At 64.9% G+C, this 22,157-nt stretch carries 22 protein-coding genes; 14 read left to right on the top strand and 8 right to left on the bottom strand.

Annotated elements, in window-relative coordinates; all coding sequences use genetic code 11:
- Positions 1–4: 4 nt before the first annotated feature.
- The 3 genes from B3T59_RS06760 to B3T59_RS06750 all read right to left on the bottom strand — a co-directional run bounded on the left by B3T59_RS06760 (position 5) and on the right by B3T59_RS06750 (position 2,581).
- Complete coding sequence (locus tag B3T59_RS06760; RefSeq protein WP_064905059.1) at positions 5–868, bottom strand: alpha/beta hydrolase; 864 nt, start codon at positions 866–868, stop codon at positions 5–7.
- An 81-nt stretch (positions 869–949) separates the two neighbouring features.
- A complete protein-coding gene (locus B3T59_RS06755; protein ID WP_064905060.1) occupies positions 950–1,783 on the bottom strand; it encodes an SDR family NAD(P)-dependent oxidoreductase in 834 nt (277 codons plus the stop codon).
- A 123-nt stretch (positions 1,784–1,906) separates the two neighbouring features.
- Complete coding sequence (locus B3T59_RS06750) at positions 1,907–2,581, bottom strand: GntR family transcriptional regulator (protein ID WP_064905062.1); 675 nt, start codon at positions 2,579–2,581, stop codon at positions 1,907–1,909.
- 142 nt (positions 2,582–2,723) lie between these two features.
- Here B3T59_RS06750 and B3T59_RS06745 point away from each other — a divergent pair, with 142 nt between their 5' ends.
- The 6 genes from B3T59_RS06745 (at position 2,724) to B3T59_RS06720 (ending at position 8,276) form a co-directional block, all read left to right on the top strand.
- Complete coding sequence (locus B3T59_RS06745; RefSeq protein WP_287001819.1) at positions 2,724–3,905, top strand: acyl-CoA dehydrogenase family protein; 1,182 nt, start codon at positions 2,724–2,726, stop codon at positions 3,903–3,905.
- Positions 3,906–3,956: 51 nt separating this feature from the next.
- Positions 3,957–4,703, top strand: a complete 747-nt coding sequence (fabG, locus tag B3T59_RS06740; protein ID WP_287001818.1) for a 3-oxoacyl-ACP reductase FabG — start codon at positions 3,957–3,959, stop codon at positions 4,701–4,703.
- A gap of 17 nt (positions 4,704–4,720) precedes the next feature.
- Positions 4,721–5,872, top strand: a complete 1,152-nt coding sequence (locus tag B3T59_RS06735) for a CoA transferase (RefSeq protein ID WP_376782634.1) — start codon at positions 4,721–4,723, stop codon at positions 5,870–5,872.
- 112 nt (positions 5,873–5,984) lie between these two features.
- Positions 5,985–6,959, top strand: coding sequence for a pirin family protein (locus B3T59_RS06730; RefSeq protein WP_287001816.1), 975 nt, complete (start codon positions 5,985–5,987; stop codon positions 6,957–6,959).
- Positions 6,956–7,462, top strand: a complete 507-nt coding sequence (locus B3T59_RS06725) for a MarR family winged helix-turn-helix transcriptional regulator (RefSeq protein WP_064905069.1) — start codon at positions 6,956–6,958, stop codon at positions 7,460–7,462. The genes B3T59_RS06730 and B3T59_RS06725 overlap by 4 nt, the downstream gene beginning before the upstream one ends.
- Before the next feature lie 7 nt (positions 7,463–7,469).
- The gene (locus B3T59_RS06720) at positions 7,470–8,276 is read left to right on the top strand and encodes a pirin family protein (protein ID WP_064905071.1); all 807 of its coding nucleotides are present in this window, start codon (positions 7,470–7,472) and stop codon (positions 8,274–8,276) included.
- Between the two features lie 17 nt (positions 8,277–8,293).
- Here B3T59_RS06720 and B3T59_RS06715 read toward each other — a convergent pair whose 3' ends face one another.
- The 4 genes from B3T59_RS06715 to B3T59_RS06700 form a co-directional block, all read right to left on the bottom strand.
- Entirely contained in the window at positions 8,294–9,220 is a 927-nt protein-coding gene (locus B3T59_RS06715) for an LLM class F420-dependent oxidoreductase (RefSeq protein WP_064905073.1), read from the bottom strand.
- Positions 9,221–9,289: 69 nt separating this feature from the next.
- Positions 9,290–10,285, bottom strand: a complete 996-nt coding sequence (locus B3T59_RS06710) for a cation diffusion facilitator family transporter (protein WP_287001815.1) — start codon at positions 10,283–10,285, stop codon at positions 9,290–9,292.
- A gap of 129 nt (positions 10,286–10,414) precedes the next feature.
- Complete coding sequence (locus tag B3T59_RS06705) at positions 10,415–11,101, bottom strand: MspA family porin (protein ID WP_287001814.1); 687 nt, start codon at positions 11,099–11,101, stop codon at positions 10,415–10,417.
- 36 nt (positions 11,102–11,137) lie between these two features.
- Positions 11,138–11,827 carry an MspA family porin gene (locus B3T59_RS06700; RefSeq protein WP_287001813.1) on the bottom strand — a complete coding sequence of 230 codons (690 nt, stop codon included), beginning with the start codon at positions 11,825–11,827 and terminating at the stop codon, positions 11,138–11,140.
- Positions 11,828–12,206: 379 nt separating this feature from the next.
- On the opposite strand from B3T59_RS06700, the gene B3T59_RS06695 reads away from it, so the two are divergent.
- The 6 genes from B3T59_RS06695 (at position 12,207) to B3T59_RS06670 (ending at position 18,402) form a co-directional block, all read left to right on the top strand.
- Positions 12,207–14,078 (top strand): amino acid transporter, encoded by a 1,872-nt coding sequence (locus tag B3T59_RS06695; RefSeq protein ID WP_287001824.1) that lies wholly within the window; start codon positions 12,207–12,209, stop codon positions 14,076–14,078.
- A gap of 107 nt (positions 14,079–14,185) precedes the next feature.
- A complete protein-coding gene (locus B3T59_RS06690) occupies positions 14,186–15,130 on the top strand; it encodes an ABC transporter ATP-binding protein (protein WP_287001812.1) in 945 nt (314 codons plus the stop codon).
- Between the two features lie 54 nt (positions 15,131–15,184).
- On the top strand, positions 15,185–15,991 hold the full coding sequence (locus B3T59_RS06685) for an ABC transporter permease (RefSeq protein ID WP_287001811.1): 807 nt from the start codon (positions 15,185–15,187) through the stop codon (positions 15,989–15,991).
- Between the two features lie 107 nt (positions 15,992–16,098).
- The gene (locus tag B3T59_RS06680; protein WP_287001810.1) at positions 16,099–17,202 is read left to right on the top strand and encodes a sensor histidine kinase; all 1,104 of its coding nucleotides are present in this window, start codon (positions 16,099–16,101) and stop codon (positions 17,200–17,202) included.
- On the top strand, positions 17,199–17,813 hold the full coding sequence (locus B3T59_RS06675; RefSeq protein ID WP_005202155.1) for a response regulator transcription factor: 615 nt from the start codon (positions 17,199–17,201) through the stop codon (positions 17,811–17,813). Before B3T59_RS06680 ends, B3T59_RS06675 begins: the two co-directional genes overlap by 4 nt.
- A gap of 169 nt (positions 17,814–17,982) precedes the next feature.
- Entirely contained in the window at positions 17,983–18,402 is a 420-nt protein-coding gene (locus B3T59_RS06670; RefSeq protein ID WP_287001809.1) for a DUF6764 family protein, read from the top strand.
- Positions 18,403–18,448: 46 nt separating this feature from the next.
- Here B3T59_RS06670 and B3T59_RS06665 read toward each other — a convergent pair whose 3' ends face one another.
- Positions 18,449–18,949 carry a mycothiol transferase gene (locus B3T59_RS06665; protein ID WP_064863745.1) on the bottom strand — a complete coding sequence of 167 codons (501 nt, stop codon included), beginning with the start codon at positions 18,947–18,949 and terminating at the stop codon, positions 18,449–18,451.
- A gap of 78 nt (positions 18,950–19,027) precedes the next feature.
- Between B3T59_RS06665 and B3T59_RS06660 the strand changes: the two genes are divergently transcribed.
- Positions 19,028–20,515 carry an LLM class flavin-dependent oxidoreductase gene (locus B3T59_RS06660; protein WP_287001808.1) on the top strand — a complete coding sequence of 496 codons (1,488 nt, stop codon included), beginning with the start codon at positions 19,028–19,030 and terminating at the stop codon, positions 20,513–20,515.
- Between the two features lie 21 nt (positions 20,516–20,536).
- On the top strand, positions 20,537–22,135 hold the full coding sequence (locus B3T59_RS06655) for a YibE/F family protein (RefSeq protein ID WP_064863743.1): 1,599 nt from the start codon (positions 20,537–20,539) through the stop codon (positions 22,133–22,135).
- Positions 22,136–22,157: the final 22 nt, after the last annotated feature.

The raw sequence follows: 22,157 nt of genomic DNA, 5'->3' as shown, positions 1-22,157 counted from the left end.
AGCGTTAACTCGGCGCGACGTGCTGCTCGAGCCACCCGAGCGTCGTCGAGAGCACCTTGTCCTGCTCTGGCTCGTTGAAGATCTCGTGGTAGAGATCGTCGAAGATGACGAGCGTCTTGTCGTCGGAGCCCGCGAGGCGTTCGACCATCTCGCTGCCTGCCGGGTTGGTCAGCCGGTCGGCCGAACCGTGCATCACGAGAAGTGGGATCGTCAGTGAGCCCACGCGGTCGGGGAAGCTCTGCATCGTCGACAGCATCTCCGCACCCAACCGCGCCGGAATACGAGCGCGCGTCACCAGCGGATCGGCTTGGTATGCGGCGACGACGTCGGGATCGCGAGAGACGGCCGTCGAATCCAGCGCGATGGTCGGCAGCCAGGGCGCAACCTTGCCGAGAACCTGGGAGACGGCGATGACCGGACCCGGCATGTCGTCGCCGGGCATCACGGCGGCACCGGAGAGGATCAGTCCGTCGAGCTTGCCCTGATGGTCGAGTGCGTAGTCGAGCGCGATGCAGCCGCCCATGCTGTGTCCGAGCAGATAGGTGGGCAGCCCGTCGATCGCGGTCTGCGTGACGACGGTGTCGAGGTCGTCACTGAATTGCTTGAATGACTTGATACGCAACCGTTTTCCGCCGGATCGGCCATGCCCGAGGTGGTCTGGTATCGCGACGGAAAATCCGGCGTCGGTGAACACCTTCGCGACATGCGAGTAGCGTCCGCCGTGCTCGCCGAGGCCATGTGCGATGACGACGAGTCCGCGCAGGTTCGCGGGCGTGAGGGTTGTGTAGAAGATCTGCTCGCCGTGCTTGCCGGAGAAGGTGCGCTCTTCGGTCGTGACGCCAGGTGTGCCGTCTGCGCTGTCAGCCATTGGGCCATTATGGCTCACCGCGCGGCCAGATCAGCAAGTTCGGGCCAAGCTCCACCCGGGCACGTCAACCACCGGTCCGCGTCAGACGCCGACCCCGACGAACTTCTCCGACGCCGCCCAGAGCCCGTCGATGAGGTCTCGGCGGTGTGCCTGCTTGTTCTCCCGACCGTTGGGCTTGAGCCGGTCGAAGTAGACGCCGTTGATCTCCGGGTCCGCACCACGACGTGCCAGCGCGATGAGTGGCTGCGCACCCTGCTCAGGGGTGATGGTGCCGAACCGCTTGAGCGGTGTGCGATAGAACAGTCCGACGAAGGCAGAGTCGCGACCGAAGCTGCTGGCGACCACACCGGGGTGTACGGCAGCCGAGACGATCCCGTCGTCGCGCCACCGATCGGCGATACCCCTGGTGAACATGATGTTCTCCAATTTGCTTGTCCCGTAACACCGTAACTCGATCGTGCGTCGTCGCTCGAAGTCCAGGTCGGTGAGATCCACGCTGCCCGCAAGGTTGCCGAAGCTCGAGGTGTTGACCACCAGCGCGCCACCGTCGGCAGCCAACTGCTCCTTGAGCAGGTTCGTCAGGAGAAACCCGCTGAGGTGATTGATCTGGAAGTTCGGCTCGTGTCCGTCCGCCGTCTTCTGTGCCGGCGCGAACGTGCCGCCCGCGTTGTTCAGCAGCACATCGATGGAATCGACCCGTGCGGCGATGTCGCCCGCCAGAGCGCGCACCTCGTCGAAGCGCGCGTAGTCGGCGGTGAACGCCGTCGCACCCACTTCTGCCGCCACAGCCTTCGTCTTCTCCTCCGACCTTCCGACGATGATCAGGTCGACGTCGGGTCCGGCGAGCTCGCGCGCGGCGACAGCTCCTATTCCGTCGCTGGCGCCGGTGATCACGATTGTCCGTGTGTCTGCCACTGAGGTCCCCCGCTTCGTGTCATCGAGCGTCGTGCCCGAACCGTTCTCATCAGGTCTACACGGCGTCGGGTCCAGACGGCGTCGGGCCTGGTCCCATCGCTCGCGGGGCACGACGAGCACGCATCACTCGCGCCAGAACCCCGCTTCTTCCAGCAACTCGACGGCGCGATGGCCCCCACGCAGGAAGTGCCCCTCGATCAGCGTGCGAACGATGCCCGGCGAACGGCCACGCAGAGCGTCGAGGATCTCGCGATGATCACGCATCGACGAGGCCACCGCGTCGGGGTGGGAATCGAAGAACCCCGACGGAATAGCCCTGCTGAGCAACCGAAGCTCCGCGATCAGCCGCCGTGATGAGGACGCCTTGTTGATCACCCGATGGAAGTGCGAGTTCAGTGCTTCGAGTTCGATGAGGTCGGCGGTCGATTCCATCTGCGCGGCAAGGTTGTCGAGAGTCGCGAAGGCGTCGTCGGAGAGGTTCATCGCAGCACGCTCTGCGGCAAGGCCCGAGATCACACCGAGCATCCAGTAGTGGTCGCGAATGTCGTCGCGGGACAGGTCGGCGACGAACGCCCCGCGGCGCGGGATCGTCTCGATGATGCCTTCGCCCGCCAACGAGATCAGCGCCTCACGGACGGGCAGTTTGCTCATACCCAAGTGGTCGGCGAGCGCATCCTGGTCGATCTTGGCGCCCCGACGTAACTCACCGGCGAAGACGAGGCCCCTGATCGCACGGGCCGCGGCCTCCTTGCGCACCGACGTCGCCACGTCGGACTTCTCGGCGGAGTTCACGGTCATTCGTCGATGCTATCGCCCAGTCGACGCCGCAAGCACCCCGAATTATCATCTTTGACGCTCCGTGCGGACATAGAAAGCGTCTTAGCTGTTGATATGTAAGTCCTCTTGGTGCGCCCGGCGTGTATTTGATAATTTTCACCCCATGACCACCGCAACCGATCAACCGACGCCCGAGGTCGATGCCGACGATTTCGAGCAGATCCGCCAACTGGTCCACGACTTCATCCGCACCAGGGTCGTGCCCCGCGAAACCGAGATCATGCAGTCCAACGAGGTACCGGCCGATCTGCGTGCGCAAGCCGCGGAGATGGGATTGTTCGGATATGCGATCCCGCAGGAATGGGGTGGCCTCGGACTCGACCTGACCCAAGATGTCGAGCTGGCAATGGAGTTCGGGTACACCAGCTTGGCGTTGCGATCGATGTTCGGCACCAACAACGGCATCGCAGGTCAGGTGCTCGTCAACTTCGGCACCGACGAACAGAAGAAGCACTGGCTCGAGGGCATCGCGTCGGGCGAGGTGGTCGCGTCCTTCGCACTGACAGAACCGGGAGCGGGCTCCAACCCGGCGGGGTTGCGCACCAAGGCAACCCGCGACGGGCAGGAATGGGTGATCGACGGCCAGAAGCGCTTCATCACCAATGCGCCGATCGCCGACCTCTTTGTCGTCTTCGCACGAACCCGTCCCGCCGATGAGTCGGGAACCGGCATAGCCGTATTTCTCGTTCCCGCAGACACTCCCGGCGTCGAGGTCGGCACCAAGGATGCCAAGATGGGCCAGGAGGGCGCGTGGACTGCCGACGTCACCTTCGACGGGGTACGTGTGCCTTCGTCGGCGCTTGTCGGTGGCGATGAGGAGAAGGGCTACAAGGCTGCGATGACGTCGCTCGCCCGCGGCCGTGTGCACATCGCCGCACTGTCGGTGGGGCAAGCGCAGCGCGCACTCGACGAATCGGTCGCCTATGCCGCCAATGCCACACAGGGCGGAAAGGCCATTGGCTCTTTTCAATTGGTGCAGGCGATGCTCGCAGATCAGCAGACCGGAGTGATGGCCGGACGGGCGCTGGTCCGCGAGGCCGCCGCCAAGTACGTCTCCGGAGAGGATCGACGTATCGGACCGTCGGCGGCAAAACTGTTCTGCACGGAGATGGTGGGCAAGGTCGCCGACCTCGCCGTGCAGATCCACGGCGGAACCGGCTATATGCGCGAGGTACCGGTCGAACGTATCTACCGCGACGTGCGCCTGCTCCGCCTGTACGAGGGCACCAGCGAGATTCAACGACTCATCATCGGCGGCAACCTGATTCGCGCCGCGACGACGTAGACGCCGCCGACAACCACACCTCCACCCGTCCCGAGAACAGGACACTTCACCATGCCAGGACCGCTCCTGAACGATCAGACCGCCGTGATCACCGGCGCCGCACAGGGAATCGGTTTCGCCATCGCGCAGCTCTTCGTCGACGAGGGCGCTCGCGTCGTGATCGGTGACGTCAATGCGGAGGCCGCCGACAAGGCAGCTGTGCAACTCGGCGGCTCCGAGCGTGCGATCGGCGTGCGGTGCGATGTCACCGACAGCGACGACGTCGACGCGTTACTCGCCGCAGCCGCAGACGCTTTCGGCCCCGACGACGTCATGGTCAACAATGCCGGGATCACTCGCGATGCCACCATGCGAACCATGACCGAAGACCAGTTCGACCAGGTCATCAACGTGCATCTGAAGGGCACCTGGAACGGCACGCGCAAAGCCGCGGCGATCATGCGCGAACGCAAGAGCGGTGCCATCGTCAATCTGTCGTCGCTGTCGGGCAAGGTCGGCATGGTCGGGCAGACCAACTACTCAGCAGCCAAGGCGGGCATCGTCGGGATGACCAAAGCCGCCGCGAAAGAGATGGCGCACCACGGGGTTCGAGTCAATGCCGTCGCGCCGGGCCTCATCCGCTCCGCCATGACCGAAGCCATGCCACAGAAGGCCTGGGATCAGAAGATGGCCGAGATCCCGATGGGACGCGCGGGCGAGGTCAGCGAAGTCGCCACTGTGGCACTGTTTCTCGCGAGCCACCTCTCGTCGTATATGACCGGCACCGTCATGGAGGTCACCGGCGGGCGGTTCATGTGACCACCGGGCGTAGTCACGTGTCTCGCCCGCTGGCTGGCGTTCGCGTTGTCGAAGTGTCGAGCTTCGTCGCATCTCCCCTGTGCGGCTTGACTCTTGCGCAACTCGGCGCCGAGGTGATCCGCGTCGATCCGATGGGCGGTGCCGCCGACGTCCACCGCTGGCCGTTGACCGATGACGGCACCACCTCCATCTACTGGACCGGCCTCAACCGCGGCAAGAAGTCGATCACCGCAGACCTTCGTTCGCCCGACGGCCAGGAGTTGATCCGACGACTCATCGTCGAATCAGGTTCTGGCGGTGGGATTCTGGTGACCAATACGGCTGGCCGGGACTGGATGAGCCACGAGACGCTGGCAGCGCTGCGCAGCGACGTGATCACCGTCGAGCTGTGCGGGCTTTCCGACGGCTCCCCCGCAGTCGACTTCACGGTCAACGCGCGCATCGGCTTTCCGATGATCACCGGTCCGCTCGATCATGCGGGTCCGGTCAACCATGTACTCCCCGCGTGGGATGTGATCTGCGGACTCTATGCCGCCGTGTCACTCACCGCGGCGGTGCGCAAACGGGAACACAGCGGCGACGGTAGCCGTATTCGGCTGGCGCTCGAGGACACCGCGTTGTCGATCGCCGGAACGCTCGGCTATCTGACCGAACCGCAGGTGAATTCGACGTCGCGGCCCGCCACGGGGAACGACGTCTACGGGACGTACGGCACCGACGTCACGACCGCGGACGGGGATCGATTCATGATCGTCGCCCTCACCGCACGCCACTTTCGCGACTTGGTCCGCATCACCGGAACCGACGGTGTCGTCGGCGCACTAGAACGCTCACTCGACGTCGACTTCACCACCGAGGCCGACCGCTTCACCCATCGCGACGTGTTGAACGCGCTGTTCCGCACGTGGTTTGCCAACCAGCCGACTGAGAGCGTCGCCGAGCTCCTCGAGGAGTCGTCGGTACTCGCGCAGCGCTACCGGACATTCGACGAGGTGGTGGCGTCCGGCGCGCTGGCCGCGAACCCGCTGTTCACTGATCTCGACCAACCCGGCGTCGGCACCTACCTCGCCGCGGGACTACCCGCAGGCTTCGACGGCGAACACTTCGCAGCAGGGCCTGCGCCAACCCTCGGCGCCGACACGCCCACGTGGCCCCCTACGACCCAGTGACACCGACGATCCCGTGACGCCACCGACGACGTCTCCGGAATAACACCGCACCTCGGCAGGTTGACTGAACCAGTTGCTCAGATTTGAGCAAACAGCCGACCAGGAGGTTCCGATGCCCGCCATCACCGCCGACACCACAACATTGCCCGGCCTCACCGCGCCGGCACTCGAGGCCACCGAACGACCCGTGAAGTCGCTGACCCGTGGTCCGCGCGGATACGAGGGAGAAGGGTTTCCCGTGGTCAGAGCCTTCGCGGGCGTTCCAGCAGCGGTTCTCGACCCGTTCATCCACATGGATCAGATGGGTGAGGTCGACTACGAGCCGGGCGAACCGAAGGGCACCGACTGGCACCCGCACCGGGGCTTCGAGACCGTCACCTACATCATCGACGGCCGCTTCCAGCACCAGGACTCCACCGGTGGCGGCGGCTTGATCGAGAACGGCGCCACCCAGTGGATGACTGCCGGTGCCGGCATCCTGCACATCGAGACCCCACCGGCCGAGTTGGTCGAGTCCGGTGGCCTGTTCCACGGCATCCAGCTCTGGGTGAACCTTCCGGCCAAGGACAAGTTCCTCACGCCGCGCTACCAGAACCTCGAAGCCGGGAACGTCGCGCTCGTCGCCTCGCCCGACGGCGGCGCACTCGTCCGCATCATCGCGGGCGAGCTCGACGGCCACGCGGGGCCGGGTGCCACACACACGCCGATCACGGTGGCGCACGCGACCGTCGCGCCGGGTGCATCCGTGTCGGTGCCCTGGCGGGAGGACTTCAACGCCCTTGCCTACGTCCTGTCCGGACGTGGCACCGTCGGCCCAGATGCGCGTCCGATCGAGCAGGGTCAACTCGCAGTATTCGGCAAGGGTGACCGTCTGACGGTCGCCGCCGATGCCGGGCAGGACAGCAACCGCCCCGCCCTCGAGGTCCTCCTGCTCGGCGGACAACCGATTCGCGAACCCGTCGCACACTACGGTCCGTTCGTGATGAACACCCGCGAGCAACTGATCGAGGCCATCGAAGACTTCCAGGCCGGTCGTCTCGGCGTCATTCCGCCGGATGCGATCATGCCGCACACCAGCACTCGATGACCGCCAACCCCTCGATCCAGAAGGTCGCCGCGTCGAAATCCCAGGCGTGGCGGCTCTTCATCGAGACCAGCGCCCGACTCCAGACTACGCTCGACGACGAACTCCGTGCTCACTGCCGAATGTCGTTGGCGGACTATCACGTTCTGTTGATCCTTCACGAATGCCCCGGTGGCCGTGCACGAATGCGCGACCTCTCCCACCGCATGGTGTTCTCGACATCGCGTCTCTCCTACCAGATCGACGCGATGGTCCGACGCGGGTGGCTTCGTCGCGAGGCGGCCCCAGAGGACAAACGCGGTAGCTACGCGGTACTGACCGACGACGGACGCTCGGCGTTCGAGGCGGCGGCACGCGACCACGGTGCGGCCGTCGACAGGTTGTTCACCTCCGCGCTGTCGGATTCCGAAGCAAGCGAACTCGCCGACCTCATGGAGACACTGACCGGTCACCTCGACGCCGAAACTCCCCTCACCCCAAGCACATCCGCGAGCCGAGCGAAATGAGGACACCATGACCGACACGCAGACCCCACCGATCACCGATGTCGCAGGCTGGCGCCTCATCCGCGCGGCTGACCGCTACATGTGGAACGACGAGGCCATCGACTCGCGGCAATCATTCCCTGCCACGGGCAGTTTCGACCTCGCGGCCAACGCGCACGGGATGCTACTGGTCCACAACGACGACATCGTCGACGCGGGCGCAGGCTTCGACACCCATCAGCATCGCGACGCAGAGATCGTCACGTGGGTCGTCGAAGGCGCTCTGCACCACAGGGATTCGCAGAGCAGCGAAGGTATCCTGACACCCGGCGTCGTACAGCGCATGTCTGCGGGATCGGGAATCAGGCATTCCGAGCGCAACGCGTCGACGCGCGCCGAGAACCAACGGCTGCGCGTGGTGCAGATGTGGATCGCACCGGAGTATTCGGGCGGCACACCGAGTTACGCGGAAGCGGACGTCAATGAAGCGTTAGCCGACGGCGGGCTGGTCACCATCGTGTCGGGACTCGACCGCGACGCGGGTGGGCATACGTTGTCGATCGGCAACAGCTACGTCGCGCTACACGCCGCGCGCCTACTCCCCGACCGCCCGGTCACCCTGCCGTCTGCACCGTTCGGGCACCTGTTCGTGGTCTCCGGCACCGTCACCGTGTCGGGCCTGCCGAGCGGCGAGACGGCCGACGACCCCCTCACGCTCACTGAGGGCGACGCGCTGCGTACCGCGAGCACCGCCGCATTGACTGTCGCCGCAGACGCACCGGCCGAGATCCTCTTCTGGGAGATGCACACGTCGTTCGACGCCGCACGCCCCTGACCGCTCGACAAACGCGATCAGAGTTGCGGCGCAACCGTTGTGGAGATCAGCTCGAGATGCTCGAGATCGTCAAGGTCGAGCATCTGCAGGTACAACCTGGTGACTCCGATGGCCCGGTAGGACTCGATCTTCTCGACCACCTGATCGGGTGTACCCGCGAGTCCGTTCTCCCGGAGCTCGCCGACCTCGCGCCCGATTGCGTCGGCACGTCGTGTGACGTCTGCATCGCTTTTGCCCACGCAGATCGTCAACGCCGCCGAATACGTGAGTTCGTCGGGTCCGCGACTCGCCGCTGTGCACGCATCGCGCACGACGTCGAATTGCGCTGCGACGACGTCGGTCTTCGCGAACGGCACGTTGAACTCGTCGGCAAACCGCGCGGCCAACGCGGGGGTGCGCTTCTTACCCATGCCGCCGATGATGATCGGGGGCCGCGGTGACTGCACCGGCTTGGGCAACGCGGGTGAGTTGCTGACCTGAAAGTGCTTGCCGCGGTAGTCGAAGAGATCGCCGGCGGGCGTCGACCAGAGCCCGGTGATGATCTCGAGGTTCTCGGTCAGCTTCTCGAAGCGTTCTCCGAGCGGCGGGAACGGGATCGCGTACGCCTCATGCTCCTCGGCGAACCATCCTGCGCCGAGTCCGAATTCGATTCGGCCACCGCTCATCTCATCGGCCTGCGCAACCTGGATCGCGAGCTGACCGGGATGGCGGAACGTCGCCGACGTCACCAGGGTGCCGAGACGGATCGTCGAGGTCTCCCGACCGAGCGCCGCCAACGTGAGCCACGCATCGGTCGGCCCCGGGAGCCCCTCGGTGTTCATCGCCAGGTAGTGATCGGATCGGAAGAATGCTCCGTAGCCGAGGTCTTCGCTCGCCCGCGCGACGCGCAGCAGCGTCTCGTACGTGGCACCCTGCTGAGGTTCGGTGAAGATTCGCAATTCCATGGAATTCAACCTACGCGTCGCGAACTCGGGTCTGTCCGGCGTGCCGTCCTCTCTGGGGACGCGTCACGCCTACTTTGTGATCTGGCCCGCGGGCACCAGCGACGGCTCGTCGACGGTCGACAGCGTGAGGACGGCCTCGACGATCGCGTCCTGCGTCTCGATCTGCGCTTCGAGCCTTCGCAACCGGAATGCGACGTCGTGCTCGGCGAGGTCGCCGGTGATGTCTACGGCTGCCACCAGGTAGAACTCCATCGGACCGACGTACTCCGCATGCAGATAGGTGACCCTATCGATGTCGGCCATGTCGAGCAGACGAACGAGGATGGCGTCGCGAATCGGCGCCATGGCCTCCTGGCCGAGGAGAAACTCGCTGTTGCGTCGGATCAGGAAGATGGCGATGAAGCCCAACAGCAGACCGACGAGAATCGATCCGAGCGCATCCCAGACTGCGTTGCCGGTGATCTGATGCAGCGCCATGCCCGCAGCAGCGATCGCGAGTCCGACGAGTGCCGCGGAGTCCTCGGCGAACACTGCTCGCAGAGTGGTGTTCGACGTCCGGCTGACGAATCGAAGCGGGTGCATCGACATCCGACGTCCGCCCGCCTTGGCTTGGCGCACCGACTGTATGAACGAAATACCTTCCAGCACTGCGGAGATCGCAAGGACTATGTAGCCGACGAGATAGTTGGTGTCTTCTTCCGGGTGTACCAGTGCGGTGATGCCGTTGACCACCGACACGGCAGCGCCGACAGCGAACAATCCGAACGCCGCGAACATCGACCAGATGTAGGTCTCCCTGCCGTGCCCGAACGGGTGACTCCTTGTCCTGCCACGGTTTCCGCGGCGCTCGGCGATGAGCAGAAAGATCTCGTTTCCCGAGTCCGCCCAGGAGTGCATGGCTTCAGCCGTCATCGATGCCGATCCCGTGACGATCGCAGCAATCGTCTTGGCAATGGCGACCGCAACATTGGCGACGAATGCGATGACGACCGTCGTCATCGAATCCTGATCGTTGATAGGGGTGACGAGTTGCTCATCGGTCCGCGGCGCATCCGTGTCAGCCATGATCCGATCGTCTCACGGCATGCGTTTGCCGACACTCGATCCGGACACGCCCTCGCCGAGAAATGACCGCGCGGCGCACCCAGCCGAAGGTGCACCGCGCGGTCGTCGAATCCAGACTCGGGTGAGAGGTTATCCGAGGCTGAAAGGCTTACCGTAGAACGTCACGATCTGTTCTGCGTTGGGCGTGTTGACGTAAACGTCCGCAAACGAACGAGCCTGCGCATAGCCTGCGCACCCGTTGATCCCGATCTGCTCGTTGGTATAGCTGAGCTTCGCGTGGTTGGTGGCCTTGTAACCAACCTTGTTGCTCAGCTTCTGGTTGCCGAAGTCGTCGGCAGACTCGACAGTGTTCACGTAATAGGAGACCGCCTGTCCGGGACCCACCGACAGCGAGGCCCCGGCACCCGCCGTCGCAGCGCCAATGGACGGCGGGCTATCGATATTCGGACCTGGTTTGCCGGATGCACCATCGTTGCCGCTTCCGGTGACACCGGAGATGTTCACCTGGCAGCCGACGATGTACCCCGCCCTGATCTTGATGTTCTTGGCGTCCTTGCTGGTCTTGACGGCGTAGCTGGCCGACACCCAGGCGTTGCGGTGCAGCGGCGTTCCGCCGAGCGACGGGTTGATGTTGGCCGTCTCGTTGGTGCGTGTCACCGACACAACAGTGCCGTCGCCCAGGGTCTGCTGGTCGGTCTGTGACGGGAGCGCGACGTGGACGTCCGCGTGTACGATGGCCGGTGCCATCAGTGCGGCGACAGTTGTCAATGCCGCGGGCGCGCCGATCGTGACGAGCCGCTTCAAGCTGATATTCATTTCTTCCTCGTATGTCGTCAGTCGTTCAGGGAGGTGTCAGCCGATGGAGAAGGGCTTGCCATAGAGATTGATCTTCTGATGGTCGCTACCTGTGGTCTCCACGACCACGTACGAGCGAGCCTGCGCGTAGCCTGCGCAGTTGTTGATGTTCAGCTGCGTGCGATCCCAGTTGAAGTAGTACGTGCCCTTTTTCTCGATGTCCTTGTAATCGAGCTGAGCAAACACCACCTGGCCGGGCGTCAGCGGAATGCTGAGGCTGCCCGAACCCGATACCGCGCCGGCGCTGAGCAGGTTGAGTGTTCCGGTGGCGCCGACCGTCATCGATCCGACGTTCACCTGGCAACCGACGATGTATCCCACCGAGAGCGTCGCCGCGGCGCCGTCCGTCGACACGCCGCCGGTGCCCGGGTAGGTGGCCTCGCCGTTCGAACCGACGCCGTTGTTCGGTCCCACCTTGGAGTCCTTCAGGCCTGGCGCCTTGAGAACAACACTTCCGCTCACCCACGCGGTGCGGCCAAGGCCATTTGCCGCAAGAGACGGCGAGATCTGTGCAGATTCAGAGGTGCGGGTCAGGGTCAGCCCGTCGCCGTTGGCCGTTCCTCCCGGCAAACGAACGAAGGCGTCGCCGTGTGCGGGAGCCGCGGCCAGGCCGACGGCGGTCGCGACGGCACCGATGGCCAGTGCGCCGACGGCACCCCGTCGCATCCGTGACTCGTTGGTGGTCATGTAGTCCCCTCAAAATGAATTCATTGCTCGGCTCGCTCGCTCCGCGCGCTGCGCCGGTCGTCGCCCCAGCGGCAACTCCGCGCGAACTGTACTGAGATGACGGAGAACAAAACGTGAACAAAGAGCGGCCACACAGCGGCGTGTTGACCAATTTGTGATCTTCGAATCCGTTGCACGACAGGATGTTTCGTTTTGCACCGTTTGCACTGCCAAATATCGGACATAAGCGGCGCTTGCTGATCGTCCGCAAATGAGTGCAGGCTTCGCGATACCAAATCGAGGTTCGTCCGGTTAGTGTTTGCGAGTGAGCTCCGACGTTTCCGACCACCGAATGCGGCAATGGCTGCTCTCCGATATCTCACCGGAGCCCGCAGGCCTCATGGGACCGCACCGCATTCCGAGCGAAGAATCGCACACACACCGGTGGTGGCAGGTGATGTGCCTGACCGGCGTCGACTATTTCTCGACGCTCGGCTACCAGCCGGGCATCGCTGCGCTCGCAGCGGGAACCGTCGCCCCTGTCGCGACATTGGTGCTGGTCGCACTGACGCTCTTCGGCGCGCTCCCCGTCTATCGCTACGTCGCAGCCAAATCGCCCAAGGGCGAGGGTTCTATCGCGATGCTCGAGCGACTGCTCCCCAAGTGGGGCGGAAAGATCTTCGTTCTCGTCCTCCTCGGCTTCGCGGCAACCGACTTCCTGATCACGATGACGTTGTCGGCCGCGGACGCGACTGCCCACTTCGTCGAGAATCCCCTTGTCCCACGCGGCTTCTCCAACCACACGGTCCTGATCACACTGATCCTGCTCGCGCTGCTCGCCGCGGTGTTCCTGCGCGGCTTCACCGAGGCGATCACCATCGCGGTCGTCTTGGTCGTCGTGTATCTGAGTCTCAACGTTGTCGTGATCGCGACCGCGCTGTGGCACATCGTCGAAGCTCCACATCTCGTCATCGACTGGCAGTCGGCGATGTTCACCGAGCACGGCAATCCGTGGATGGTGGCAGCGATCGCCGTCCTCGTGTTTCCCAAGCTGGCGCTGGGATTGTCCGGCTTCGAGACGGGCGTCGCGGTCATGCCGCAGGTCGACGGCTCACCGGCCGATCCACCCGATCATCCGATCACCCGCATCCGTGGCACACGACGCCTCCTCACCACATCGGCACTGATCATGAGTGTCTTTCTCATCTCGAGCAGTCTGGTGTGCACCATCCTGATACCCGAGAACGAGTTCCAGCCCGGCGGCAAAGCCAACGGTCGTGCGCTCGCCTACCTCGGACACGACTACCTCGGCAGCGGTTTCGGCACCGTCTACGACATCAGCACCATCCTCATCCTCTGGTTCGCCGGAGCGTCTGCGATGGCCGGTCTGCTCAACCTGGTGCCGCGCTACCTGCCGCGCTACGGCATGGCTCCGGACTGGGCGCGCGCCACCCGCCCGCTGGTCGTCGTCTTCGCACTCATCGCCTTCGGCGTCACCATCTATTTCGACGCCAACGTCGACAAACAGGGCGGCGCATACGCCACCGGCGTACTGGTTCTGATGACGTCCGCTGCCATCGCGGTCACACTCTCGGTGCGCAAACGCAGGATTCGACGACTGACGCTGATGTTCACCACGATTTCGGTGATCTTCATCTACACCACCGTCGCGAATATCATCGAACGCCCCGAAGGTGTGCAGGTGGCAGCATTCTTCATCGCGGCGATCCTGATCGTGTCGTTTGCTTCCCGAATCAACCGATCGTTTGAATTGCGAAGTGGCATCATCACTTTCGACGAGACGGCACAACGCATCATCGATGAGGCAGCGGCCTCCGGGGAGATACAGATCGTCACCCACGACCCCGACGAGCGGTCGCTGCACGAATACCACGACAAAGAACTGCAGCAACGCGCCGAAAGCCACATTCCCGACGCCGATCAGATCGTGTTCCTCGAAGTCAACGTGACCGACTCGTCCGAATTCGCCACCGACCTCCTGATTCACGGACGCTACCGCGAAGGTGGGTACCGGATCCTCTGGGTTGATTCGGCGGCGGTGCCCAATACGATCGCGGCCACGTTGTTGGCCATCCGCGAACAGACCGGAATCGTTCCCAACGTGTACTTCGAGTGGAGCGAGACCAACCCGCTGCTCAACCTCCTTCGGTTCTTGTTCATCGGTGAAGGCGAGGTTGCGGCGGTCACCCGAGAGGTCGTCCGGCGAGCCGAGCCGGAGATCAGCCAACGACCGGTCGTGCACGTCGGCTGACGACTCGACCCGGGCCTCCCCGCCCCTTCAGCCCATGACGATTGTCATGGGCGAAACATGACATCTGCTCTGTGTGTGGACGCCCGCGCGGGGCGACTCTTGATGTCATGAACAACACCGACCCCACCGCGATTCGCGCATCGGCGCCAACACACACCGTGCCGGCACTCGTCATCGACGGCGTCACGAAGACCTTCCGCAGCGGCAACGGTTCTCAGGTCACCGCCGTCGACGACCTCAGCCTGACGATCCGCCAGGGCGAGGTCGTGGCCTTCCTCGGGCCGAACGGCGCAGGCAAGACCACGACACTCGATATGGTTCTCGGCCTGACACAACCGGATTCGGGCACTGTCGAAGTCTATGGCTTGTCGGCCAGGAAGGCTGCGCGGACAGGTAGGGTCGCCGCGGTTCTGCAGAGCGGCGGTCTGCTCCCCGATTTCACGGTCGAAGAGACCATGCGCATCATCGCGGATCTGCACGGGCGCACGCGCGACGTCGAATCAGCAATGGCTCGCGCCGGCGTCTCAGACATCGCCGGGCGCAAGGTTTCCCGGTGCTCGGGTGGCGAGCAGCAGCGCCTCAAGTTCGCGTTGGCGACGCTGCCCGACCCCGACCTCATCGTGCTCGACGAGCCGACCGCCGGAATGGATGTGGAGTCGCGACGCGCCTTCTGGTCGGCGATTCGTGCGGATGCCGGTGCCGGTCGCACCGTCGTCTTCGCCACTCACTACCTCGAGGAGGCCGACGACTTCGCCGACCGCATCGTGATGGTCTCGCACGGACGCGTCGTTGCCGACGGTTCGACCGCCGAGATCCGCAATGTCGCAAGTCGACGGGTGGTGTCGGCAATCGTCGACGACACCGGTATCACCGCAGTGAATGCGGCCATTCCCGATCTCGAGGTGGTCGAGCGTCGAGGCGGACGAATCTATCTGTCCGCCAACGATTCCGATGCACTTGCGAGGTTTCTGCTGACCGCGACCGACGCACGTGAGCTCGAGGTCGCAACCCACAACCTCGAAGACGCCTTCATCGCGCTCACCACCGACTGACCACCACGACCCTCACAGCCGCCCAATCCCAGCACATCGAAAGGCTCGACCACCATGAACGTGCATGCTGCCGACGCACCGACATCGACCGGAGCGGACTCCCTTCGCGGGTTCTTCGCCTCACCCACCTATCTCCGTCTCGACATCCGTCGCGTCATGCGCAATCGTCGCGCGATGATCTTCACCGTCGCGATGCCCGCCCTGCTCTACCTGGTCTTCGGTGCAACCCAGAAGACAAACGATGCAGTGGGATCCGGCAACGTCGCCTTCTACGTCCTCATCGGCATGGCCGTCTACGGGGCGATCCTGGCCGCAGCCACGAACGCCGCATCGGTCGCGATCGAACAGCAAGCCGGTTGGACCAGAACGCTCATGATGACGCCACTACAACCCGCGGGCTACGTGGCGACGAAGATCGGTGTGGCCCTTGCGATGGGTGCACTGCCCATCGCGGTGCTCTGCATCGCGGGCATCGCCACCGGTGCGCACGCACCCGTCGGTGTCTGGATCGCGTGCCTGCTGCTCGGATGGATCGGCGCGTCGGTGTTCGCAGCGTTCGGCCTGGCGGTCGGCAGCCTGATGCGGTCCGACGGTGCGATGCAGGTGATGGGTGGCGTACTGGCACTCCTCGCCTTCGCAGGCAATGTCTTCGTCCCACTCAAGGGAACCATGCTGACCATCTCCCAGTTCACCCCGATGTTCGGGGTCGTGACTCTGGCCCGCTACCCCCTCGACCACGGGGTGACCGTCTACGGCACGCACATCGGACTCTGGGTCGCCATCGCCAATCTGGTCTTCTGGGCCGCAGTGTTCTCGATCGCCGCCGCGGTCTTCTACAGTCGCAGTACACAGCGCCAGTGAGTCAGCGGGCCAGTGAGTCAGCGGCCAGTGAGCCAGTGAGCCAGTGAGCAACCGAACCGACGACGGAACAGCAGGAGAACATCGCCCATGACGGTCAAGAGTGCGTGATGGCACAGCGGTTGGGCTTCAAGGCTGACGCGGTGGCACCCTGGCGCAATCTGCGCTGGGTGTTCACTGCTGTCTGGCTGATCTTTCTCGCCTACCCGATCGGCGCGGTAGCCGCCTCCGATCACTCGCCCACGACAAAGGCGATCGGATTCGCCCTCCTGACGCTGTTCGCACTGTCCTACCTGTGGGCCAGCGTGTACCTGCTCACTGGCAGGTCAGCGACCGACCTGCGCGGCGTGCCCTTGTTCGTGCTGCTCGTGCTCCTGATGGTGGGGTTACTGCCGATCATCGGCGAGAACGCCTTCGGTGCAGCGCCATTCCTGATGGTCGTCGCCGCCTTCTGCTTTCCGACACGGTGGGCGCTGATCTGCGTCGGCGCCGTCGTCGTTGCCTCGGTTGCCGTCCCCCGTCTCTTCGGGTGGCACACCGATGCCAGCATCGTGCTCGTCCTGCTGGCCGTGGGACTGACCATGCTCGGATTTCGAGCCGTCGCGGTGCGAGAGGGAGAGCGCGAACGCGAGGAGGAGCGTCGAAGAGAACTCGACGCACGGCTGGCCGTCGTCGCAGAACGCGAGCGTGTGGCGCGCGACGTCCATGACATCCTCGGCCACTCGCTCACGGTCATCAGCGTGAAAACCGAACTCGCACAGCGGCTCGTCGAACTCGATCCGGAACGCGCGCAACGAGAACTGGGCGAGATCAATCAGTTGACCCGCGATGCGCTCGCGCAGGTGCGCACGACCGTCGGCCGCATGCGCACACCCGATCTGCCCGACACCATCGCAGGGGTCGACAGCGCGTTGCACGCGGCGGGCATCGCGGCCACGTTGCCCGAGCCGACCGTCGACACCGAACACGCCGAACTCTTCGCCTGGGTGCTGCGCGAAGCCGTCACCAATGTCGTCAGGCACAGCGGCGCACAGCACTGCGAGGTGCTGATCGACGAATCGTCGATGTCTGTTCACGACGACGGTGCCGGCCTGGGCGATGCCGAGCACGGCAACGGGCTGCGTGGACTGCGCGAGCGCGTCGAATCTGCCGGCGGCACAGTACACTTCGACTCCGATCCGACGGGAACGACAGTGCGGGTACATATCTCATGACCGACTCGATCCGACTACTCCTCGCCGACGACCAGGCGCTCGTTCGGGGCGCGCTCGCCGCACTGCTCGACCTCGAACCCGATCTGGAGGTCGTCGCCCAGGTCGGACGGGGCGACGAGGTGGTCGACGCCGCCCGCGAATCCGGCGCGCAGGTCTGCCTGCTCGACATCGAAATGCCCGGAGCCGACGGCATCGAGGCCGCTGCCGCGATTCGGATACACCTCCCGGACGTGCGCTCGTTGATCGTCACGACGTTCGGCCGTCCGGGCTACCTCCGTCGCGCGATCGACGCGGGAGCGTCGGGATTCGTGGTGAAGGACACTCCCGCGGCCCAACTCGCCGATGCCGTCCGACGCGTACACGCGGGACTGCGCGTCGTCGATCCGACGCTCGCGACGGAAAGCCTTGCCAGTGGCGACAATCCGTTGACCTCGCGAGAAACAGACGTGCTGCGTGCCGCGCTGTCGGGCGCGACGGTGGCGACGATCGCCGCGCAAGTCCACCTGTCCGCGGGCACCGTGCGCAACCATCTGTCGTCGGCCATCGGAAAAACCGGTGCGAGCACGCGCGGCGAGGCCGCGCATATCGCGCGCGATCGCGGCTGGATCTGACGTCTTCTGCGCGCAGAAACCTGCACCCCACGGGCCCCTCGCATGTACCGGTACGTACGGCGGCACCGAGAGGCGTCACTTTCTGCACGGCTGTTCCCATCCGCGGTCCACACCTGCTCCGAATCGCTGGTGCTCATCCACCGACACACTGACAAGCAAGGAGCTTCACATGCGGAATACAGCCCGAATCGCATTGGGTGCACTGGTCGCAACGGCAGGCGCGGGAGCGATCGCATTCGCCGCAGCACCCGACGCTGCTGCCGCACCCACGATCTGTCCGGCCCTGCCAGGACAGAGTTCGACAATGCATGGCTGCACAGCGGATTCCGGCCCAACAGGACTGAGCCTGGCGGTCGTCGACAACGGCGGCACTGCGTCGTCCAAGGCAGACAACTACGCCGGTCCTGCGGCAATTGCGTTGGGTCCCAAGGCATCAGTGACGATGACCGGTATCAAACCGGGTCTCGCGATCGGCATCGCCGGACCGGGTGCCACCGTCGTCGTCGACGGCAAGAACGGACCCACCTGCACCGGCGGCACCTCGTTCGCAGGCGACTTCCAAACCCTCAAGGGCTGCTGGAAGCCCTGAGCCAGAACGTCTTTCACTCACCTGTGACCGCCTACGCCCGGCGGTGTCACAGGTGTAGTCCACGGAGATAGGCGGCCTGCCCGAGGTGTTTCGCGTCGTCGTCGACGATGCTGACCAATCGGACGCCGAGCGTGACGGGAGGATCCCACCGCTCGTCCACGATCCGGTCGAGGTCGGCGTCGTCGAGCGTCGTGAGGTAGGCGACCGATGCGTCGTGTGTGGCGTCGTAGTAGCCGAGCAACTGGTCGGGTTCGGCTACTACGCGTCGCGTCTGTTCGGGCGACTGCCCGTAGCCGGTGGCCTCCTTGTCGAACGGCAGGGCGAAACTCTCGTACCAGCCATCTCTGATCCAGACCTGGTCGAAGTCGGCGACATCGGCGATCTGCGCGTCCTGGACTCGGGTGAGGTGCCAGATCAGCCAGGCAATGGTGTTGGCTCCCGGTGCCACAGTGAGGCCCAGTCGCTCTTCGTCGATCCCGTCGAGGACACCGTGTACCCCGTCTTTGATGCGGCCCAATCCGTCGAGGAGAACTTCCGAGGCGTTCATGCCAACCATTCGTACCCCTTTGGCCCGCGGTGCGCACAAACCTGGCGTGACCCGACGTGAGGCCGGACGATCAGCCGAGTGTCTGACAGCCATCACGTTTCCGCCTCCAGCTCGCGGGCTAGCACGCCGCGACCCATCCGCTTCAACGCATTCGACATGAATTGCGTCGCCCACCAATCGCCGGGTCTATGGCGTCACCCCGCGGATCGATCGTGGGACTACAACACACTCGACTACTGGGTCGAGTTGGCCCGGCTCCTGGAAACGGGCGGATTCGACGGCCTGTTCATCGCCGACGTACTAGGCACCTACGACGTCTACGCGGGCACAGACGAAGCCGCGATCAGGCAGGGCGCGCAGATTCCTGTCAACGACCCGCTGTTGCTGGTGTCGGCAATGGCTCACGCGACGGAGCACCTCGGCTTCGGGATCACCACGGGCACCGGATTCGAGCATCCGTATCCGTTCGCGCGCCGATTATCGACGCTGGACCATCTCACCAAGGGCCGGATCGGCTGGAACGTGGTGACCGGCTATCTGCCGTCGGCAGCGCGCAACATGGGCGACGACGATCAGCTGGCGCACGACGACCGCTACGACCACGCCGACGAATACCTGACGGTGCTCTACAAGCTCTGGGAGGGCTCGTGGGAGCGCGACGCGGTACTCCGCGACCGCACCTCCGGTGTGTTCGCCGACCCGTCGAAAGTGCACCACGTCGGACACCGCGGTAAGCATTTCACTGTGCCGGGCATTCACCTGTCCGAGCCGTCACCACAGGGCTCGCCGGTCATCTACCAGGCGGGGGCCTCACCTCGCGGCCGACGCTTCGCCGCCCAGAACGCCGAAGCCATCTTCGTCGCGGCTCCCACCAAGCAGATCCTCCGCGACACCGTCGCCAAGATCCGCGACGAACTCGTCCTCGCAGGTCGCGATCCCTACGACGCACGGATCTACACGCTCCTGACGATCATCACCGACGCCACGCCGGAAGCCGCACGCGCCAAGGCGGCCGAGTATCAGCGACTCGCCAGCGACGAGGGATCACTGGTGTTCATGTCGGGCTGGATGGGCATCGACCTCGCGTCGTATGACCTCGACGAACCGATCGGCAACGTGGCGAGTAACGCGATCCAGTCGGCGGTGGCCGCCTTCCAGCAGGCATCCGACACCGGCGAGCAGTGGCGGGTGCGCGACATCGCTGCGTGGGGTGGCATCGGTGGAATGGGTCCGGTGCTGATCGGGTCGGGAGACGAGGTTGCAGGGGCTCTTCTCGACTGGGCCGCCGACACCGACGTCGACGGCTTCAACCTCGCATATGCCGTGACGCCCGGCACCTTCTCCGACGTCATCACCCACGTGGTGCCCGCACTGGAGCGGCGAGGTGCCTACGGACGGGAGTACGTGCCGGGTACGTTGCGCAACAAGCTGTTCGGACGCGGCGACCTGCTTCCGGACAACCACCGCGGAGCGTCGTACCGCGTCGGCGGCAAGGGATCGACCATCGACGACTCGGTCCGTGACGTGGCGGCACGAGTCGACGCCGTCGGCGCCACACCGAGCTGACTCGCCGCCTATTGTGGCGGGGTGAGTCGCGATCCCGGACCCCACCGCACACACGTCGGACACTCGCACAGCCATTCGCTGTCGGAGATCCCGGCGGCCTTGTCTCCGTTCGCGAAACGATTCGTCGTCGTCACGCTGACGATCGCCGGTATCGCCGTCATCGTCGGCATGGTGCTGCTGTGGCCGTCCGGTGGGAGCCATCCGATTCCGCCGCAGTTCCGAGGCGCAGACGGCGGGGCGATCACGACGGTGTCGGGCAAAGTGGTCGGGCAATCGCGTGGCCCCTGCCTCAACCAGCTCGTCGGAACGGCGCAGGATTCGCCCGATTTCGGCACAACGCCGACGCCGAACGGCCCGTGCATCGAGAACACCGTCAAGCTCGAATCTGGAAGCGACTCAGGCAAATACACATTGCTCGAGATCCCGACGAATCGGGCGCAGGCCGGCAGCGGCCCGGACAGTGTCGCACCCGACCCGTCGACCCTCGACGAACCGCAGGCGGGCCAACCGTCACTCTCCCCCGGCGACGCCATCCGGCTGAGCACGGTACCGGGCCCCGACGGCGCGCCGCGCTACACGTTCTTCGACTTCGCGCGCGGGATACCGACACTGATCTGGGCGGTGCTGTTCGTCGGCGCGGTGGTCCTGGTTGCGGCCTGGCGTGGCTTGCGGTCGATCATCGGCCTCGTCTTCGCCTTCGCTGTCCTCGGCGTATTCACCTTGCCCGCGATTCTCGACGGTGAGTCGCCCGTCGCGGTGGCCGTGGTGTCCTCGGCCGCGATCCTGTTCGTCGTCTTGTATCTGGCGCACGGCATCAGCCTGCGGACGAGTTCGGCGCTCCTGGGCACGTTGAGCTCACTCGTGCTCGCGGGCGTGCTGAGTTGGCTGGCCATCAGGACCATGCACCTCACCGGCTTGTCTGGCGACCAGACCACCAATTTGCAGGTCTACCAGGGCAGCATCTCGATCAGCGGCCTGCTGCTCGCCGGATTCATCATCGGCACCCTCGGCGTTCTCAACGACGTCACGATCACCCAGGCATCAGCGGCATTCGAACTCGCAGGCGCGGGAGAGCCGACGAGACTCGCGACCTTCCGGGCCGCGATGCGCGTCGGCCGAGACCACATAGCGAGCACCGTCTACACCCTCGTCTTCGCGTACGCGGGCAGCGCGCTACCGCTTCTCCTCCTGTTCTCCGTTGCGCGACAACCGTTCTCGTCGCTGCTGACCACCGACGCGGTCGCCGTCGAACTCGCCCGATCGTTCGTCGGCGGCATCGCCATCGCGCTGTCGGTGCCGCTGACCACAGCGATCGCCGCCGCCCTCACCCATCCGACGCCGCGCGCGGTGGAGCCGGCGCGCACACATTCCGGTGCGGCGAAGCCGGGGCGCACGCAGTCCGGCGCAGTGGGACGGGGAACACGCACGACGTCCGGCGCGCCAGACGCCTCGGTGCGCGCAACCCGTCGCATCGACAACGGGCGGCCCGTCAACGACCATCCCCCAACCGAGTCGGCATCCCGTGCCGCACCCCACAAGGCACATGAGCTACCGAGCCCCCACGACCGGGGCGTCGACCCGTCACCTCCGCGCACCGGTCGCCACTCCATGCCAGACTGACACCGCCGACCGGGCGCCCCAG

Source organism: Gordonia sp. UBA7860, assembly GCF_002500165.1.
In the GTDB taxonomy this organism is placed as follows: domain Bacteria; phylum Actinomycetota; class Actinomycetes; order Mycobacteriales; family Mycobacteriaceae; genus Gordonia; species Gordonia sputi.
Note: the sequence above shows the minus strand (reverse complement) of the source record. Positions and strands in the feature narration are given on the sequence as shown.